At 55.4% G+C, this 18390-nt stretch carries 14 protein-coding genes and 1 pseudogene; 7 read left to right on the forward strand and 8 right to left on the reverse strand.

What is annotated here, in order from left to right:
- Nucleotides 1-48 precede the first annotated feature (48 nt).
- The gene (locus Q5Y71_RS11030; protein WP_306042213.1) at nt 49-753 is read right to left on the reverse strand and encodes a DUF6515 family protein; all 705 of its coding nucleotides are present in this window, start codon (nt 751-753) and stop codon (nt 49-51) included.
- Between the two features lie 287 nt (nt 754-1040).
- Here Q5Y71_RS11030 and panC point away from each other — a divergent pair, with 287 nt between their 5' ends.
- Both panC and panD read left to right on the forward strand, forming a co-directional pair.
- Entirely contained in the window at nt 1041-1889 is an 849-nt protein-coding gene (panC, locus tag Q5Y71_RS11035; RefSeq protein ID WP_306042214.1) for a pantoate--beta-alanine ligase, read from the forward strand.
- A 14-nt stretch (nt 1890-1903) separates the two neighbouring features.
- The gene (gene panD, locus Q5Y71_RS11040; protein WP_306042215.1) at nt 1904-2290 is read left to right on the forward strand and encodes an aspartate 1-decarboxylase; all 387 of its coding nucleotides are present in this window, start codon (nt 1904-1906) and stop codon (nt 2288-2290) included.
- On the opposite strand, the gene Q5Y71_RS17570 is transcribed toward panD, so the two are convergent.
- The 6 genes and pseudogenes from Q5Y71_RS17570 to Q5Y71_RS11070 form a co-directional block, all read right to left on the reverse strand.
- Nucleotides 2205-3044: a polysaccharide deacetylase family protein gene (locus Q5Y71_RS17570; RefSeq protein ID WP_371877029.1), complete on the reverse strand. Its 840-nt coding sequence runs from the start codon at nt 3042-3044 to the stop codon at nt 2205-2207. The genes panD and Q5Y71_RS17570 overlap by 86 nt on opposite strands.
- Before the next feature lie 463 nt (nt 3045-3507).
- Nucleotides 3508-3843 (reverse strand): heavy metal-binding domain-containing protein, encoded by a 336-nt coding sequence (locus Q5Y71_RS11050; protein WP_306042217.1) that lies wholly within the window; start codon nt 3841-3843, stop codon nt 3508-3510.
- A gap of 667 nt (nt 3844-4510) precedes the next feature.
- Nucleotides 4511-5104: pseudogene (locus Q5Y71_RS11055) on the reverse strand (IS256 family transposase); the annotation flags it as partial.
- 44 nt (nt 5105-5148) lie between these two features.
- Nucleotides 5149-5721: an FUSC family protein gene (locus Q5Y71_RS11060; RefSeq protein WP_306042218.1), complete on the reverse strand. Its 573-nt coding sequence runs from the start codon at nt 5719-5721 to the stop codon at nt 5149-5151.
- Nucleotides 5722-6166: 445 nt separating this feature from the next.
- On the reverse strand, nt 6167-7558 hold the full coding sequence (locus Q5Y71_RS11065; protein ID WP_306042219.1) for a sigma-54 dependent transcriptional regulator: 1392 nt from the start codon (nt 7556-7558) through the stop codon (nt 6167-6169).
- Between the two features lie 116 nt (nt 7559-7674).
- Complete coding sequence (locus tag Q5Y71_RS11070) at nt 7675-9270, reverse strand: PAS domain-containing sensor histidine kinase (protein WP_306042220.1); 1596 nt, start codon at nt 9268-9270, stop codon at nt 7675-7677.
- Nucleotides 9271-9356: 86 nt separating this feature from the next.
- Here Q5Y71_RS11070 and Q5Y71_RS11075 point away from each other — a divergent pair, with 86 nt between their 5' ends.
- The gene (locus tag Q5Y71_RS11075) at nt 9357-10985 is read left to right on the forward strand and encodes an NAD+ synthase (RefSeq protein WP_306042221.1); all 1629 of its coding nucleotides are present in this window, start codon (nt 9357-9359) and stop codon (nt 10983-10985) included.
- Between the two features lie 54 nt (nt 10986-11039).
- On the opposite strand, the gene Q5Y71_RS11080 is transcribed toward Q5Y71_RS11075, so the two are convergent.
- Nucleotides 11040-11990, reverse strand: coding sequence for an outer membrane protein assembly factor BamD (locus tag Q5Y71_RS11080; RefSeq protein ID WP_301416387.1), 951 nt, complete (start codon nt 11988-11990; stop codon nt 11040-11042).
- Between the two features lie 100 nt (nt 11991-12090).
- On the opposite strand from Q5Y71_RS11080, the gene rluD reads away from it, so the two are divergent.
- The 4 genes from rluD to Q5Y71_RS11100 all read left to right on the forward strand — a co-directional run bounded on the left by rluD (nt 12091) and on the right by Q5Y71_RS11100 (nt 18372).
- Nucleotides 12091-13044 carry a 23S rRNA pseudouridine(1911/1915/1917) synthase RluD gene (gene rluD / locus Q5Y71_RS11085; RefSeq protein ID WP_306042222.1) on the forward strand — a complete coding sequence of 318 codons (954 nt, stop codon included), beginning with the start codon at nt 12091-12093 and terminating at the stop codon, nt 13042-13044.
- Between the two features lie 91 nt (nt 13045-13135).
- Nucleotides 13136-13909 carry a peptidoglycan editing factor PgeF gene (pgeF, locus tag Q5Y71_RS11090; protein WP_306042223.1) on the forward strand — a complete coding sequence of 258 codons (774 nt, stop codon included), beginning with the start codon at nt 13136-13138 and terminating at the stop codon, nt 13907-13909.
- Nucleotides 13910-14245: 336 nt separating this feature from the next.
- Nucleotides 14246-16849: an ATP-dependent chaperone ClpB gene (gene clpB / locus Q5Y71_RS11095; RefSeq protein WP_306042224.1), complete on the forward strand. Its 2604-nt coding sequence runs from the start codon at nt 14246-14248 to the stop codon at nt 16847-16849.
- A gap of 416 nt (nt 16850-17265) precedes the next feature.
- A complete protein-coding gene (locus Q5Y71_RS11100; RefSeq protein ID WP_306042225.1) occupies nt 17266-18372 on the forward strand; it encodes an efflux RND transporter periplasmic adaptor subunit in 1107 nt (368 codons plus the stop codon).
- The last annotated feature ends 18 nt before the right edge of the window (nt 18373-18390 follow it).

Consider the following 18390-nt stretch of genomic DNA (forward strand, 5'->3'; position numbering starts at 1 on the left):
AGTAAAAAGGCGGCCCAGAGGCCGCAGAGGGGGGGGATGGAATCGTGGTTAAAGCAGGCCGGGATTGGGGACCACCCGGTAGCCGCGTCGCACGTCATCCCACAGGTAGTAGGTGTCGTAAGCGACGTAATAGTGGCGGCCGCCGACAACCACAGTGAGGGCAGAGGCTGGCAGGCTGTGCACTATGGCTCCCTGGGGCGCATAGGTGACCACATAACCGTGGGAGGCCGGGCGGTAAAAGATACCGTCGCTATAGTAGAAGCTTGCGGCACCTATGCTGAGGCCAACGAAGCTGTGTGGCAGGTGGCGCCAGCGATATCCGTAACCATAGTGCACCGGGCGCCAGTGGGGGCGGTGTCCGCGGTAGCCGTGACGGTAGTAGGGTCTGTAGGCGGCGCGAAAGGCGTGCCTGTGTCCTTTTCGATGTCCCTGCCGGTAGCCTTTGTTGTAACCCGATTTGTAGGAGTGGCGCACTTCTCGGCGATGTTGGCGCTTTTCTTTGCGTCTCTGCTTGCGATTTTCTTTCTTGCGCTCCTGTTTGCGGCGTTCCTTTTCCTGCTGGCGGTTGTGGTACTTTTTATCACGGTATTTGCCGTGGCTGCGCTTCACATGGCGCTGCTCACGATGAGCCTTTCCCTGCCCGTGGTGATCGAGGTCCAGTGCGCGCTGGAGTCCCCGGGAAACTTCGGACAGTGCGGGGTTTGCTATCAGCAACAGGCCCGCGGTGACGATGGCGGTCGCAAGATGTCTCATGGCGGCACTCCCGAGCCCGGATGGCTCTTTTATGTTGTTTGCGGTCTTTTGTGTATCATGGCGAGTAGTTTGCCTTGACGGGTCTGAACACTTCCTGAACAGCATTGATTGACACTCGGGGAGTGGAACAAAGGAATGACTGGTAATCCAGCCAGTGACGCTTTCCCTGTGCGAGGCTTGGAACTGTACCCTGGGGAAAACCCGGGAATAGCGCCAGTTTTGCCCTGTTGAGACACCTGACTGCGGCGAGTATGATGCCGCGCTGACCCCCAGTGAGTAGGAGAGCGATGCAAGTCTTCCACCACGTAGCAAGCCTGCACGAGGTGCTGGCCAAGGCCCGCAGAGACGGCAAAACCATTGGGTTCGTACCCACAATGGGCAATCTGCACGATGCCCATATCGAACTGGTGCGAATGGCCCGACAGCACTGCGATCGGGTAGTGGTCTCTATTTTTGTCAACCGACTGCAATTTGGTCTGAACGAGGACTGGGACAAGTATCCGCGCACCATGGAGCGGGATATGGCCAGGCTGCGTGATGCCGAGTGCGATTTCCTGTTCCACCCGGATGAGGGCGAAATCTACCCCAATGGTATGGACCAGCAGACCCGCGTGGTCTGTCCGGCCATGACCGATGTGCTGTGTGGTGCCAGCCGACCTGGTCACTTTGAAGGGGTTACCACTGTGGTGGCCAAACTGTTCAATATTGTGCAGCCGGACAAGGCGGTGTTTGGCATCAAGGACTTCCAGCAGCTGGCCGTTGTTCGCCGCATGGTGGAGGACCTGTGCCTGCCCGTGGACATCCTCGCGGCTCCGGTGCACCGCGAGGCGGATGGCCTAGCGATGAGTTCCCGCAATGTATACATTACCGCGAAAGAGCGGCCCAAGGTGGCGGTCTTGAATCAGTCGCTGAACTGGGCCAGGAATGAGATACTGGCGGGACGCAGGGATTTCGCCGCCCTTGAGGCCGAGGCGCGCAGGCGTGTGGAAAACAGTGGTTTCCGTGCCGACTACTTTTCCATCTGCCACAGCAGGGACTTGCAGCCGGCTGCAGATGACGACAAACAGATTACGATCCTGGGAGCGATGTATACCAGCGCAGCGCGTTTGATTGACAATCTATCTCTGGAACTCTGAGGGGGCACCTGAGCATGCAATTCGAAATGTTGAAAGGCAAACTGCATATGGCCACAGTCACCCAGGCTGAACTCTGGTACGACGGCTCCTGTGCAATTGATCAGGATCTGGTGGAGCTGGCCGGTCTGCGCGAGTTCGAAAAGATCGATATCTACAATGTGAATAATGGCGAACGCTTCCACACCTACGTGATCCTGGCCGAGCGCGGCTCCGGCGTTATTTCCATGAACGGCGCCGCGGCGCGCCGCGTGCAGGTGGGCGATCGGGTCATTATCGCCTCTTATGCACAGATGTCTGAAGCAGAAGCCGATAATTTCATGCCCAGCCTGGTTTACCTGGATGAAAAAAATCAGGTGGTGCGCAGCACCAATACAATCCCGGTGCAGATCGCTGAGGCCTAAGCTTTCTGCTGAGCGTGCTATATGGCACTGGGCGTTCACTTATTATCTGAAAGTAACAAGACCTCTTGCTGGAATCTTTGATCAAGGTAGGACTCTTCCAGGGTATAATGCCAGAGCCCTTTTTTTGTCCCCGGTCAAGTGCGATTTCACCAATCCTTCTCGGATTATATTTTAGCGGTTTTTTCACGGCGTATTGAGCGATTGGGTCTTGGTAGGCCTCTTCCATGGAAATAATTTCCCAGCCCTCCCGGCGCAACTTCTGTACAAGGTCACCAATAAAGAGTGCTGACATGTCCGTTTTATGTAATAGCAATACATGTTTTGGAGAGCGACCCAGGTGCTTAACAGCCAAATCATCGTAGTAATTGATACTTTGCATCAGCACATCGACATACATCTTTGAGAACCGCAGCAGGTTAATATTTTTGCCCTCCCTGACAGCTTTCTGAAATAGATCCTCAATATACCAATCGTAGTTGTTCAGCGTAATATAGGCGTTCCTGTACTCATTCTCGCGCAGGACCTTTCGCATACCTTCACGTTTTTTCAGTGTTTCTCTCTCTCTTAAATACGGATAGCGGAAATAGGGTATAAAGTTGTCAAACTGTTTGAGTAGCTGGTGGGCCTGCAGGAAGTCCTCTCGGTAGTGGGCAAGGCCCGTATTCAGAAAGTTGGGGTGGCTGTGGGAATGGTTGCCGATCAGGTGACCGGCTTTATTGTAGAGCCTGAGGCGTTTTATGCCCTCTTCATTCAGAGTATGGGTGTTGGCGAAAAAGTCACTTTGCCAACGCGATACTTATTGAGGTTTTTTATCGGAGTCCTGGCGCGGGTCTGGCCGTCCAGGTAGCCAATGGCAGAGCGGGGTGCATCATCAAAGGTAATTGCCAACTGCTTGGTGTGCGCTAAGGGGCTCAATGTTATAGAACGATCAATGTGATGAGTTTCCCGTGCATGGTGCATCTTCCTAAATTCATTCTCACAAGCTACCCCTTTTAATTATTATGCATTAAGAATTTTTGAATATGTCCAGGAATAATAGCATGTACTTTATATTCGTCATTTCCGAAGCCCAGTATTTTAACAAGTGTAGCGGCCAACTACTCTGAGGTACAAAGTTGAGTTTTTCTTCTGTCCCACAAGTGGACTTGCATTGTTGTGCTGATAGGAGCCCTTACAGTTATAGCAGGCCATCAGATGATAACTGCTGGGAAAGGGCTCTAACCCGACTTGTCGGATTGTCTGCGTAGCTTAACCGCCGTACCAAAAGCCAATATTTCTGATGATCCTTCTGTAATTGAACTCGTGGTAAATCGAATGCCTACTACAGCATCTGCTCTCAATTCCTGCGCTTTTGATAACAAGCGTTTTATTGCAACACTCCTGGCTTCGGTCAGCATTTCTGTATACCCTTTTAATTCCCCACCAACAATTCCCTTCAGCCCAGCCATAATATCTCGACCAAGATGTTTCGATTGAACGACATTGCCGCTAACTACTTCCAGGATTTCTATAATTTCATAATTGGGAACAGTCTCGGTTGTAGTATAAATCATCGGTTTTTCTCACTGATATTATGCTGTGCCTAGGGATGAATCAGGGCTGGGTGTCTTTTTCTTTTAAAGGGCTTTTCCTGTACTCAACCCGGGCAAGAAGGGAGTAGTTGCAGATTCTCCAGGAATAGATTGACTGCCATCCTGTGACGATCATAACGTCTGGCCGCTGAAAAGTACAACCATACCATGCGTTTGGCCAGAGGGGTGTGTTCCCGCTAGAAAGACGCAGGTTACAGACTGGGTATAAGTGAAAAGTTGATATCAACATGCAGTTAACGATTCAACACTACCTACAACAGAGCATTCACCACAAGGTCGATCGGGTTTTTGGCCGTTGGCCTCGCAAAGTAATTGCAAAGATTGCGGACTGCCAGTTTAAGTTTGGAAAAGCTGGGAGAGTTCACTTGTCCTGGCTACCGGGATACCGAAGAGGTTTTTACTAGGATTTCCAGGTGTGTGGAAAGAGCGTTTTGTGATGGCGGACAGTATCGGGGTAGAATGGTGTGTATAAAACCTCCAGTAGTAACGGGCACAAGCGATACGTTGGGACTCTATGAATGTTTCTGATGGGTTTGCACTGGTTGGGGAACAATAAAAGGCGCCGGCGGTGGGTGAGCTGCTGACTAGAGAGTGTAAATAATTCTGTGTAACCGCTCCTACCAGTTGCTTATTGGTAGTCGGCGAGTGGACCACTGAACTCGATCATAAAGCGGTTTAGAGCTGGCTGCCAGTTACGGATTGGCATCGTCCATTTTTTTGAAGCAGCCTGCATAGCCAGGTACACCACCTTCATCGCGGCGTCGTCAGTAGGGAACACCTTGCGCTGCTTCGTGGCCTTGCGAATGACGCTGTTCAGAGACTCAATAGCGTTGGTGGTATAGATCACCTTGCGGATCTCCGGCGGATACTCAAACAGCGTAATCAAGTTTGGCCAGTGCGTGGCCCAAGACTTGCTAATCTGCGGGTAGGTGTCATCCCACTTCTCCGCGAAATGGTCTCGCTCCACCTGTGCAGCCGCTTCTGTGACCGCAGTATAGATTTCCTTCAGGTCAGCCGTAACCGCCTTGTAATCCTTCCAGGAGACGTATTTCAGCGAGTTCCGCACCATGTGCACGATGCACAGCTGAACCTTAGCCTCAGGGTATTCTGCAGCAATGGCTTCTGGAAAGCCTTTTAGCTCGTCTACACAGGCGATCAGGATATCTTCCAGACCGCGGTTCTTCAGTTCGGTGAGCACGGACAACCAGAACTTAGCGCCCTCCGTTGATGGTGGGAAAGATCTTTTGCTTTTTCTTGACTGTATAATTATGCAAAGCAGCGGGTACCAAACCGGTGTTGAGCGGCAGCCAGTGTGGTCGATGCTGTATCCAGTTTCCGCCGGCTGCGATTGGGCCATATCAGCACAGCGACAAGACTGTAGATAACAACCCCCAAAACCGTTTCCTGTATACGAAAAATCCCTTTTTCAAACGACAGTGTAAAATCGCCGCCGGTGGCATTCCAAAGAACGAGAGTAACAAAGGCACTGACGATCCAATAATACTCGTAGCGGGATCTTTGCAAAAAGTAAATACAAGCGCCAATCCAAAGGGAGAGACTGACCATAAACAGCCAGCGATCCTGAGGAAACACGGCGAAAATGGTCCAGCCAGCCAGCAGGGCAAGCAGCGTACCGAAGACCCGCATAAGGACGCGGCTTAGGGATTGACCGAGATTGATCTGGCTGCACACGGCAACGGCAAACCCCGCCCAATAAGGTTTGTCCCAGTTAAGGCTCAGGGCGATTCCGTAGGTGATCACCAGCGCCCCTACAACTTTAATGGATTCCTTGGCGTTACGTGAAAGGAACAGAGCTTTCTCCGGCCCTATATTCAACACTACAGCGACGCCTTTTTACTTCATGGCACAGAAAGCAATGTACAATATGAAATTGTATTGGGTAGATCTACAGGAGTATGGCATAAGCAGAGGGCAAACTTGCCTACGCAAATAGTGGTAAAGTGGCGTAAAAACCCCTCTTTTTGCCCGTTTTCAGGGGCTGGGACCCAGAGGTATGGTGAAATAAAGAACATACTGGCGGTCAATATCAGGGAGACGACTAATTGGAAGGTTAGGCCGCCAACTGTCATAGCCGGTGAAGGGGTGACACGTCGCGCTTTGCAAGGTGCAGGGGATAGCAGTGAGCGCTGTGGAGTTCAAGGGTACCCCTGGCCCTTTGCGCAGTGGTATACCTTCCTATGGCGTATTAATCCGCCAATCCATAGGAGTGAGCGGGAGTATCATCCGCTCGGCGCCTGTGTATGTGCCCACCACCGGATACGGATTAACTCTCCAACCCGAGCTTTTTCAGCCGATACCGCAACGACCTGAAACTGATCCCCAGTTTCTGCGCTGCTGCCGTGCGGTTCCAGCGGGTTTTTAGCAGGGCATTTTCAATCGCCTCTTTCTCAATACTGTGCAGAAATTCGTCCAGGGAGGCATATTGACTGGGATCGAAATGGCCCGGGTTTTGGGCTTCACGCCTGTTGGCTTGGGCAGGGGGAACGTCATGTTCGAATGGTTGCCCATCCTGCGCCAGTAGCAGGTCGTCGCTGCGGATTTCCTGCTTGTCACACAGTGTCAGGGCCCGCTCTAGAATATTCTCCAACTGGCGAACATTGCCGGGAAACGGGTATTGCTGCAGTGTCGAGAGCGCGCTGGGGCTGAGTTTCGGGGAGGCAAGCCCGGCGTGAGAGGCGATGCGTTGCATAATCACTTCGGCAAGTAACGGGATGTCTTCGGTGCGCTCGCGCAGGGGAGGGATCGAGATTTCAATCACATTGATACGGTAGTAGAGGTCGCTGCGAAAACGCCCCTCGCTCACTGCTCTGCCGAGGTCTTTATGGGTTGCGCTCAAGATGCGCACGTCAATGGAGACCTCCCGGCTGGCACCAATGGGGCGTACACATTTCTCTTGAATGGCGCGCAGCAGTTTTACCTGCATATCCAGCGGGAGATCGGCGACCTCATCCAGAAATAGGGTGCCTCCCTGTGCGCTTTGCATGAGTCCTGGATTGTTTTTATGGGCACCGGTAAAACTGCCCTTTTTGTGACCGAAAAACTCACTTTCCATCAGCTCAGCCGGGATGGCGCCGCAGTTGATAGGTACAAAGGGTTTATCGGCGCGAGCACCTTGGGCGTGGATGGCGCGGGCCGCCAATTCTTTTCCGCAGCCAGACTCCCCGCTGATATAAACCGGGGCATCACTGCGGGTGACTTTGGCAATCTGCTCGCGCAGTTTGCGCATGTTTTCGGCTTCCCCCAGCAGCAGCTGGTCTGCGTCTTTAACCTTTGGGCGGTGGCGGTTTTGATCCAGGCGCAGCGCCAACTGGACCAAGGTGCGCAGGTGCTCCAGATCCACAGGTTTGCTGACAAAATCGAAAGCACCGAGTTTCAGTGCCTTGATAGCGGTATCCATATTGCCATGGGCGGTGATGACGGCAACGGGGACATCCCGGTGGACACCGCTTTGAATGTACTCCACCAGCTGCAACCCATCGCCATCGGGGAGGCGTAAATCGGTGAGACAAAAGTCATAGCGGTTGTTGATCAGAAGGCGCTTTGCCTCTGAGAGATTGGCTGCACTGTGGCAGTCCACCCCCATCCTCTGCAGAGTCAGGGAGAGGAGTTCACAGATATCCGGTTCATCATCGACAACCAGGGCCAGAGGTAGCATCAATGCTCGGCCTTTTTTGTTTTGTTAATCGTGCTGGCAAGGATGCCGTAGGTTGCTTATAACGGAAATTCTTTGCTCATAATCCCCCGTATTTTGAAAGGAATTCCTGAGCGAAATCAACTTACACTAAATGCGTGTACAAATTCAATCCTGAAACAGCTCTTATTGTCCGCGCTGCGGCAGTGGTAGAGGTTGGTTTTATTCGCTTCACACAATTCCCGGGCGATGTAGAGGCCCAGCCCGCTGCCTTTGTTCCCTGTGGTGAAAAATGGTTCAAAAATCTGCGAGCGGTGTGCCTCTGGTACACCCGGGCCACTATCTTTGATATCCAGCTGGGTACAGTCCCGTTGTGGATTGTAGTAAGCGCAGATTGCCGCGTGGCGCCTGCCCGTGGCAATCTGGGAGTGGTGCAGGGCATTTTCCGTGAGGTTGGTGACCACCTGGGCCATTTGCGCAGCGTCAAAGCGGGTTCTGAGCGGCGCTTCGGGCAGCTCCAGCTCAATTTCGTCGCCGCCGGTAGCGCCGGCACGGAAGTCCTGAATAAACTGTTCCAGCCAGGCAGTCAGGTCGTACTCCTGGGGATCTCCGGCACGGCGGCGCGATAGCTGCATCACATTTTCAATAATCTGATTCACCCGCTGGCTCTGTCGGCAGATGATATCGGTCAGATGGCGTTCTTCCTGGCTCAGAAGGGAGGACTCTGACAGGAGCTGGGCTGCGTGGCTGATGGCCGCGAGGGGGTTGCGCACCTCGTGGGCGATAGAGGCTGTCAGGTGCCCCAGGGAAGCGAGCTTTAATTTCTGGGCGGCCTCGGTCAGCTTGCGGTTATCCTCGACGAAAACCAGAGTGCTGCTGCCGCTTTCGTGCCGAAGGTCGGCAAAATTGAGGTGCAGCTCAACGCCATTTTCCCCTTGTAGCAGAGCATGGCCGGGAGTTTTTTTGCTGCGCCATGCGCCAATAGAGCAGCACAAGCCGTCGGGCGGCGTTTTGTCTGCTTGCAACTGCGGGCCCAGTAGCCGCTCTGCAGCCTGATTGATCAGTTCCGGCTTGCCGGACGTTCCCAGTACCAGAACGCCGGTATCCATACGTTCAATAATCTGCTCGGCCAGGCGCTGCAGATGCGCCGCCTGCCGACTTTGTAATTCAGCACGCAGGTTTGCGCTGCGGATGCGTGCGGACAAGTATTGCAAAGCGCTGACAGTGGCGAAAAGTAACAGGCCGAGACCCCCGGCGGCAACAATGTCCTGTGTTGTTCCTCGCCCCGACATCAGGTTGAACAGTTGCAGGCCGATGACACCGAGGCTGGCGATGGCAGCAAAAAAGGCACCCATGCGCCTATCCAGGAGAATGGAGCCGATCGAGCAGTTGATGAGCAGCAGGTAGCCGAGGCCCGAATTGAGGCCGCCGCTGGCTTCGATCAGCAGCAAAAAGGCGAGAATATCACTGCCAAGCATCATCCCGATCTGCGTGCGTCGCGCTCGATAGGCGCTCTTGCGCAAAAAAACCAACCAGCCAAAATTGAGCAGGGTGTACACAACCAGGGTATAGAGAAACAGAGCAGGCGAGAATCCGCCCAGCGCGCCTGCGCCCAGGTCTGAGTAGAAAACCCCCAGTAGGACCAGGGCGATGGCCAGGCGATAGACTGCGCAAATACGCAGGAGTTGACGGTGCTGAAGGGGTGCTGCTTTGCTGCCGACGGGGGGAGTGCTCAAAGTGGATGCCCGTTATTGTTATTGGAGTGGGTTCCTGTGGCTCTACAGGAGTTACAATAGCGACCCGTATTGCCCGAGGTTCAATAATGTCTACTTTGCAACTAGTGCTGGCACAAATCAATTCCTCGGTGGGGGATATTCCCGGCAATACCGCCAGTGTGATTGAGGTTGCGCGCAGGGCCCATCGGGAATTCGGTGCTGAGTTGGTCCTGTTTCCCGAACTGACATTATGTGGTTATTCACCGGAGGATCTGCTCCTGCGTCCCAGTATGCAAAAGCGCATCGAAGTGGCGTTGGCACAGTTGAAAGCGGCAAATCTCCCCTGCGCCATTCTTGTGGGTTATCCCTGGCAGCGGGAGGGCAAACTGTTCAATACAGCGGGTTTGATTGTCGACGGTGCGCTGGTGGCCGAATATGCCAAACAAAAACTCCCCAATTACCAGGTGTTTGATGAGAGGCGCTATTTTACCCATGGCGAGGTACCCTGTGTGGTGGAGGTCAAGGGCGTGCCTCTTGGGATCAGCATTTGTGAAGATATCTGGCACCCCGAACCCCTGCAGCAGACGGTAGCGGCGGGGGCACGGTTGATGCTGAATATCAATGCCTCGCCTTTCCACCGCGGCAAGGCCCATCAGCGTCTGGCGTTGTTGGCCAGGCAGGCGCGAGCGGGGCAGGTTCCCATTGCCTATGTCAACTGGTGCGGTGGCCAGGATGAACTGGTTTTTGACGGCGGTTCACTGGTTGTGGATGCCCGGGGCAAGGTGTGCGCACGGGCGGTGGAATTCTCGGAGCAGTTACTCCCGGTAACCATTTCCCAGCAGGACGGCAGGGTTGCCTCACTGCAGGGTGACATTGCGCCACCACTGGGTGATCTGGCATCTGTCTACCAGGCCCTGGTACTTGGGGTGCGAGATTATGTGAACAAAAATGGTTTCAAAGGGGTGGTATTGGGCCTTTCCGGGGGCATTGACTCTGCCCTGACCCTGGCTGTTGCGGTGGATGCACTGGGCAAGGAGCGGGTGGAGGCGGTAATGATGCCTTTTCGCTATACCTCGGACCTGAGCAAGAGCGATGCTGCCGACCAGGCCCGGCGTCTCGGCGTGCATTACCGGGAAATCGGTATCGAGCCCATCTTCGATGCCTTTATGGGGGCTTTGGCGCAGGAGTTCGCCGGCAGCGAGCGGGATGCCACAGAAGAAAATCTGCAGGCCCGCACCCGTGGTGTGCTGTTGATGGCCATTTCCAACAAGAAGGGTGCAATGGTGCTCACCACCGGTAACAAGAGTGAAATGGCGGTTGGCTACGCCACCCTCTACGGTGATATGGTCGGGGGTTTCAATGCCCTGAAAGACGTGCCCAAAGTGCTGGTGTTTGAGTTGTCCCGCTATCGCAATACCCTATCGAAGGTCATTCCGGAGACGGTGATCACCCGCCCGCCAAGCGCCGAGCTGGCCCCGGACCAGATAGATTCCGACACCCTGCCGCCCTATGAGGTATTGGATCAGATTCTCAACCTGTACGTGGATCGCGACTGCAGTGCAGAGGAGATTATTCGCTGTGGTTTCGAGCGAGCAGTTGTGGAGCGGGTCGTGCACCTGGTAGCCCGCAATGAGTACAAGCGCCGACAGGCCGCGGTGGGTGTGAGAATATCGGAGCGGGGATTTGGGCGGGATCGCCGCTATCCCATTACCAATGGCTGGAAGGCCGGCGAATAGCGGCCTGTCGGGGGTAGACAAGGCGCTCGGTGGCGCCGTGTACGATTGTGTGGTTTACAGCAACTCCGGGGGCAGGGGAGTCTCGTCCCGGTTGTACTCGGGATTGTACAGCTCGCGGCTGTCAAAACCGCGGGGGTCGGATTTCTCAAATAGCCCAAGGGTGGCGCGGTGCACGATACTGCGGCCTGCGGCGCCCTTGTAGTAGTTGTAGTTGAATGTGCCATCTGTGTTGAACGCAGGGTGATTCGGGTAATTGTTGCGCAAAACACTGAGGGCGTTGGCTTCCAGCTCCGGCATTTCCAGAAGGTGGTAACCCTGTACCATCACCGCGAGGGCGTCCGGCACCGCGGGAGTTTGCTGAAAGTTTTCCACAACGTAGCGGCCCCGGTTGGCAGCCGCGAGGTAGGCGCCGCGCTTGAAGTAGTAATTGGCCACGTGAATTTCATAGCGCGCCAGCAGGTTGCGCAGATGGATCATGCGCTTTTGCGCGTCCACAGCGTAGCGGCTCTCGGGATAACGGGCCATAAGCTGGGAGAAGTAGGCGAAGGATTCCCGCGCGGAGCCGGGGTCGCGACGGGTCATGTCGGTGGGCAGGAAACGTTCAAATAGACCCGCGCCTTCCGTAAAGGAGGATAGCCCTTTCATATAGTAGGCGTAGTCCACATTGCGATGTTGCGGGTGCAGACGGATAAAGCGGTCTGCAGCGGCGATGGCCGCATCGTTCTCATAGTTGCGGTAGTAGGCGTAGATCAGCTCCAGTTGGGCCTGTTCGGCATAGTTGCCAAAGGGGAAATTATCCTCCAGTGCGCGCAGGTTCCTGACCGCCAGATCCCACTGGCCGGTCCTGAGCTGTCGCTGCGCCGCTTCGTAGAACGCCTGTTCGGTGCGACTGCCGGTGGGCAGACCCTCTTCAGAATCGTCAGTGCTGGCGCAGGCAACCAGTATCGCGGATACCAAGGCCAGCCACAGCATTTTCCAGGTCTGCATAGCCCTTCGCTCTATCATTCTCACACTCTACCTTATTAAACTATCCACCAAGATCAACCTGGCGCGCCGGACATTTAACCACAGTCGCGGGGCTGCCCAAAGTATTTGCAATTGCTTGATGAATGACCCCCTGAAAGTCGATATTGAAGTTCCGGCCAATATGGCTGGTCGAAGATTAGACCAGGTAGCAGCCGAATTAATTCCCGATTATTCCCGTGCGCGCCTGCAATCCTGGATCAGAGGGGGCCAGTTAAGGCTCAATGGCGCCCCCGCCAGGCCCAGAGACAAGCTGTCCGGCGGTGAGCATCTCAGCCTGCGGGCAGAACTGGAAGCCCAGGGCGCCTGGCGCGCTCAGCCCCTGGATCTGGCTATTGTCTATGAAGACAATAGCCTGCTCGTCATCAACAAACCTGCCGGACTGGTCGTCCACCCCGCTGCCGGTAATCCCGATGGCACCCTGCTAAATGGTCTGCTGCACCACTGTCCACACCTGCAGAACATACCCCGTGCCGGGATAGTGCACCGCCTGGACAAGGACACCAGCGGCTTGATGGTCATCGCCAAAACCCTGCCGGCCCAGGCACGCCTGGTGGACCAGTTAAAACGGAGAACGGTCAGTCGCCGGTATGATGCCCTGGTTCAGGGCTACATCACCGGGGCCGGGTGTGTCGATGCTCCCATCGGCCGCCACCGCCAGAATCGCCTGAAAATGGCGGTTGTGAACGTTGGCGGCAAGGAGGCCATTACCCACTACCGGGTACAGCGACGTTTCCCTGCCCATACACTACTGCGCTGCCAACTGGAAACCGGGCGCACCCACCAGATCCGTGTGCATATGGCCCATATCCGACATCCACTGGTGGGCGATCCACTCTACGGGGGCCGGTCCAAGCTGCCACCGGGGGCATCTGCAGCACTGGTCCAGGCCCTGCAGCAGTTCCCCCGGCAGGCCTTGCACGCCGCAGAGCTGGCCCTGGTGCACCCGCTTAGTAGCGAGGAAATGCACTGGTATGCGCCCATGCCTGCGGATATGCTGGACCTGCTCGACTTACTCGGTGCGGGCAGCATCTAACGCATCGAGTGTTCATTCAGGCGGGTCCGGTCCAGTGGTGTCGGCCCCGTTTGTCTCTGGAAAATGTGAAAGGCAAAAGCTGGATATACCCATGCCCCGTGGACACTACCTGATTCCCTCATGGCCGGCTGTGCCATCTGTACGCGCCGTCACCAGTCTGCGAAGTGGCGGGTACAGTAGTGGCGCCTTCGCTTCGTTCAACCTCGCCACCCATGTGGGGGACGAGGAGTCCGCCGTGGCTGCCAATCGCCGACAGTTGTGCGATGAAATGCAGCTGCCGGCTGTACCCCAGTGGCTGGAGCAGATCCACAGCGACAGGATAGTCGAAGCCCGTAACGATGCCCTGGTGCGCACTGCGGACGCCAGTTTCAGTTTGCGCACGGGCACTGTCTGCGCGGTACTCACTGCTGACTGTCTGCCGGTGCTCGTCTGCGACAAGGCGGGTACCAGAGTGGCAGCGGCGCATGCAGGCTGGCGCGGGCTGGCTAACGGGGTTCTGCGCAATACGGTTATTGCGCTCGATTGTGACCCGGCAGATTTATTGGTATGGCTCGGTCCGGCAATTGGGCCCGACGCCTTCGAAACGGGGGTCGAGGTCTTGGAGGCCTTCTTTGACAATGCTCAGAGTGTTGCCCATACCCGGGCCATCGCCCAGTGCTTTCGCCCCCATAGACAAAAGCCCCTGCATTTTCTCGCTGATATCTATGCCCTGGCCCGCGCAGAGCTTATGGCGCTCGGTGTCGAGGCTATTTACGCGGGGACGTATTGTACGGTAGGTGAGCCCGATCAGTTCTTTTCCTATCGAAGAGAGAAGACCACCGGCCGCATGGCTACTTTGATCTGGCTGGCGGATCACCCTCGCTAGGTACCCCTGGTATTGAAAGGGGCCTGTAGGGGCGCCGAGAGTGGAGTTGCAGTGCTTGAGCAATCGCAGCCAAGCACTATCCCGCAGTGGGTCTTTTGAAATGGGGGCGAAGTCCGGGTAACGCAAGGGGCTTCACTGGTGCAAAGAGTGGAAAAGCAACGATAAACTCACCGGCTGTCTTGCACTCCTGCGGAAATGTTCTCACGTTGATTGAAATCATTGAAAACTTTTTCCCTGCCCCTATTTTACTTCCCAACACTACACTGAAGGCGTGGCGCCAAAATGGCATCACTTTAGCAGTGCCTCATCAAACACCGAGTAGGAGAGGTTTCATTCATGCGAATAGACCGAATGACAAACCCGCTGCAGGCTGCCTTTGCTGACGCGCAATCCCTGGCGATTGGCCGCGACCACAACCAGATATACCCGGAGCACTTGATTCTCGCGCTGCTCAATCAAAACAACGGCAGTGTCCCGGCGTTCCTGTCCCAGGCGGGTTTTAATCTCAGTGGCCTACGCAATGATCTGGCCAAAAGGCTGGACAACTTGCCGACGGTCAGCGCCCCAACTGGCGATGTGGGCATGTCCCAGGAACTGGTGAGACTGATGAATCTCACCGATAAAAAAGCACAGCAAAACGGCGACAGTTTTATATCCAGTGAGACGGTACTGATTGCAGCCTTTGACTCCGCCGCGGGAGAGATTTCCAAAATCCTGAAAGCCAATGGAGACCTGAAGCAGTTGGAGGCAGCGATTCAGAAAGTGCGCGGCAGTGAAACAGTCGATGACCCCAATGCCGAAGAGGCGCGCCAGGCCCTGGACAAGTACACACTCGATCTGACCGAGCGCGCCCTGGCGGGCAAGCTGGACCCGGTGATTGGGCGAGATGACGAAATTCGCCGCACCATACAGGTATTACAGCGCCGCACCAAAAACAATCCCGTGCTGATCGGAGAGCCCGGTGTGGGTAAAACCGCAATTGTGGAAGGCCTTGCGCAACGCATCGTGAATGGCGAGGTGCCAGAAGGACTTAAGGACAAGCGCCTGCTGTCCCTGGATCTGGGTGCACTGCTCGCCGGAGCCAAGTTCCGTGGGGAGTTTGAAGAGCGCCTGAAAGCCGTGCTCAATGAACTGTCCAAGCAGGAGGGGCGCATTATCCTGTTTATCGATGAACTGCATACCATGGTCGGCGCGGGGAAGGCGGAGGGCGCCATGGATGCGGGCAATATGCTCAAACCGGCCCTGGCTCGGGGAGAGCTGCACTGTGTCGGTGCCACCACCCTGGACGAATACCGCCAGTACATTGAGAAAGATGCGGCTCTGGAGCGCCGCTTCCAGAAAGTATTGGTGGACGAGCCCACGGAAGAGGACACCATTGCGATCCTGCGCGGTCTGAAAGAACGCTACGAGGTCCACCATGGCGTTGATATCACAGACTCTGCGATTATTGCTGCAACGAAATTGTCTCAGCGCTATATCACCGATCGACAGTTGCCGGATAAGGCCATTGATTTGATCGACGAAGCGGCCAGCCGTATCCGTATGGAAATTGATTCCAAGCCGGAGGCGATGGATAAGCTGGAGCGCCGTCTGATCCAGCTGAAAATCGAGCGGGAAGCGGTAAAAAAAGATAAGGACGATGAGGCCACGCAGAAACGCCTGGCCAAGTTGGAGGAGGAAATCCTGCAGTTGGAGAAAGAGTACGCCGACCTCGAGGAGGTGTGGAAGGCGGAAAAGGCGCAGCTCGCCGGCAGTCACGACCTGAAAGAAAAGCTCGAACAGGCCAGGCTGGACATGGAATCGGCGCGCCGGGCCGGTGATCTCACCCGAATGTCGGAACTCCAGTACGGAGTGATTCCCCAGTTGGAACAACAGTTGAATTCAGCCGCCACTACCGAGGCTGCAGAGGAGCCTCGCCTGTTGCGCAACCGCGTTACCGATGAGGAGGTGGCGGAGGTGGTTTCCCGCTGGACCGGTATTCCCGTTGCAAAAATGCTGGAAGGCGAGCGGGAAAAGCTGCTGCGCATGGAGGAGGCATTACACACACGTGTAATTGGGCAGGGGGAAGCCGTAGAGGCGGTTGCCAATGCCGTCCGTCGCTCCCGTGCCGGCCTGGCAGACCCGAATCGCCCGAACGGCTCTTTTCTCTTCCTCGGTCCAACCGGTGTCGGCAAGACGGAACTCTGCAAGGCCCTGGCGCAATTTCTCTTTGATACCGAAGACGCCATGGTACGTATTGATATGTCGGAGTTTATGGAGAAACACTCAGTCGCCCGCCTGATCGGTGCACCCCCGGGGTATGTGGGGTATGAAGAGGGGGGGTATCTGACCGAAGCGGTGCGGCGCAGACCCTATTCCGTGGTGCTGCTCGACGAAGTGGAAAAAGCACATCCGGATGTTTTTAATATCCTCTTGCAGGTACTCGACGATGGCCGCCTGACCGATGGCCAGGGGCATACAGTGGACTTTCGCAACACCGTGGTGGTAATGACCTCGAATCTGGGTTCGGATTTAATCCAGAAGATGGCCTCGGCGGAAGAAGGTGACGACCTGGATGCTGAAATTCGCTATCGCCAGATGAAAAATGCGGTTATGGAGGTCGTGGGCGATCATTTCCGCCCCGAGTTTATTAATCGCGTTGACGAGGTTGTGGTATTCCACCCCCTCGACAAAGCAGAGGTGCGCGCCATTGCGGAAATCCAGCTAAGTCAACTGTGCCGCCGCCTCAGTGAGCGCGATTTGAAACTGGAAGTGTCCGAGGCCCTGCTGGATAAACTGGCGGAAGTGGGATTTGACCCGGTGTATGGTGCGCGCCCACTCAAGCGCGCCATACAGGTCTGGTTGGAAAACCCTCTGGCGCAGGATGTACTGGCGGGAAAATTCGTGCCCGGCGCTACCATCCAGGCCGATATAGAGGGTGGCCAAGCTGTATTCCGTTAATCTTGCCAAGCGCCTCCGGGAGTGACCAAAGGGGGTTCCCGGCGCCTGTCGCAGGGTACCGCCCCGGGACATCAGTGCCCGGTGGAGTCTACAGATGTCCCTCTGAGCGGGGTCGACAGTCCCATGGTGAACCCCAGCGGTTGTCTGTGTCGTTGGGGTTGCAGAGTGAATAAGAGACGCCAGCGGGTGCTGGCGTTTCCTCTATTTTGTGGCTGGCAAGCGCAATAATCTTCATAAATCTATTGATGCGGCTTCTGTGCGGAAATGTATAGGGGTTTAACGGCGTGCGTCTTGATTTATTCGTAAACTGAATCTTGTAGCCCGTTCAGGTTCGGGCAGCGTTTTCTCAACATTCGGAACTGGTTTGTCGGAAACATTCGTGAGTTAGTGGTCGAGGGCAAATTATTAGCAAACGCATGGGGTTGATGCTGCTGGGATGTCTGGTGTTGTTCGGCGGCATTTTTGCTTTCAAATTTTTTGGCTGGTACATGATGAATCAGTTTCTCGATACCATGCCCCTGCCGGCGGCCACCGTGACTTCCACGACGGCAACAATACAATCTTGGCGTGAGGATTTAAGTGGGGTCGGCACTGTCCGGGCCATCAATGGCGTGGAAGTCACCACCGAAGCCGAGGGGGTTGTCAGTGCCATCCATTTCAAGTCCGGCCAATATGCACACAAGGGGGATCTGCTGGCAGAAATTTTTGCCGAGCCGGAAAAAGCCCAGTTACAGGTGCTGGATGCGGAATTACGTCTCGCTCGGCGTAATTTTGCACGCATTGACACTCTCACAAAACGCGGGGTTACTACGGAAGCGGATCTGGACAGCGCGCGCAGTACACTGGACCAGGTGGTTGCCAATATTGAAGTGCAGCGCGCCAGAGTCGATCAGCGCAGAGTAGTGGCCCCATTTAGCGGTGTACTGGGGATTCGCCGTATCGATCTGGGTCAGAATGTCAGCCCGGGGGAAGCGGTTGTGTCACTACAGCAACTGGACCCTATCTTTGTTGATTTTTCTCTGCCCGAGCAGGCCTACTCCATGGTGAAACCGGGTATTGCGGTTGTCCTGACTACCGATGCATTCCCCGGAAATACCTACCATGGGAAAATTACTGCAGTAGATCCCCAAGTGGATAATACCACCCGCAACTTCCTGATACAGGCAACCCTTAACAACCCCAAAAAACACTTGCGCCCCGGCATGTTCGCCCAGGTGGCGGTATTGGTGGATGCGAGTCGTCAGGTACTCGTGGTACCGCGCACTGCCCTGGTTTTTGCGTCTTATGGTGTGTCCGTTTTTGTGCTGGAGAAGGATGCGCAGAGTGGTGAGATGGTTGCCAACAAACGGTTTGTCAAAACCGGCGAAGAGCGTGGCGATCTGGTGGAAATCGTGCAGGGCTTGCTGCAGGGGGATGTGGTTGCCAGCAGTGGCCTGCTGAAATTGCGCAATGGTGGGCCGGCAATTATCAACAATGAAAATAAGCCGCCGGATAACCCTGACCCCAAGCCTGACAACAGTTGACCAGCACTGGGTGCGCCG

The organism is Microbulbifer sp. 2205BS26-8 (assembly GCF_030731025.1).
Lineage (GTDB): Bacteria > Pseudomonadota > Gammaproteobacteria > Pseudomonadales > Cellvibrionaceae > Microbulbifer > Microbulbifer spongiae.

What these genes read in the sequence shown, in the direction of transcription:
- clpB (WP_306042224.1), top strand. Translation starts at nt 14,246, where the DNA reads ATGCGAATAGACCGAATGACAAACCCGCTGCAGGCTGCCTTTGCTGAC.
- panC (WP_306042214.1), top strand. Translation starts at nt 1,041, where the DNA reads ATGCAAGTCTTCCACCACGTAGCAAGCCTGCACGAGGTGCTGGCCAAG.
- Q5Y71_RS11075 (WP_306042221.1), top strand. Translation starts at nt 9,357, where the DNA reads ATGTCTACTTTGCAACTAGTGCTGGCACAAATCAATTCCTCGGTGGGG.
- panD (WP_306042215.1), top strand. Translation starts at nt 1,904, where the DNA reads ATGCAATTCGAAATGTTGAAAGGCAAACTGCATATGGCCACAGTCACC.
- Q5Y71_RS11050 (WP_306042217.1), bottom strand. Translation starts at nt 3,843, where the DNA reads ATGATTTATACTACAACCGAGACTGTTCCCAATTATGAAATTATAGAA.
- pgeF (WP_306042223.1), top strand. Translation starts at nt 13,136, where the DNA reads ATGCCCCGTGGACACTACCTGATTCCCTCATGGCCGGCTGTGCCATCT.
- Q5Y71_RS11065 (WP_306042219.1), bottom strand. Translation starts at nt 7,558, where the DNA reads ATGCTACCTCTGGCCCTGGTTGTCGATGATGAACCGGATATCTGTGAA.
- Q5Y71_RS11080 (WP_301416387.1), bottom strand. Translation starts at nt 11,990, where the DNA reads ATGATAGAGCGAAGGGCTATGCAGACCTGGAAAATGCTGTGGCTGGCC.
- Q5Y71_RS11100 (WP_306042225.1), top strand. Translation starts at nt 17,266, where the DNA reads ATGGGGTTGATGCTGCTGGGATGTCTGGTGTTGTTCGGCGGCATTTTT.
- rluD (WP_306042222.1), top strand. Translation starts at nt 12,091, where the DNA reads ATGAATGACCCCCTGAAAGTCGATATTGAAGTTCCGGCCAATATGGCT.
- Q5Y71_RS11030 (WP_306042213.1), bottom strand. Translation starts at nt 753, where the DNA reads ATGAGACATCTTGCGACCGCCATCGTCACCGCGGGCCTGTTGCTGATA.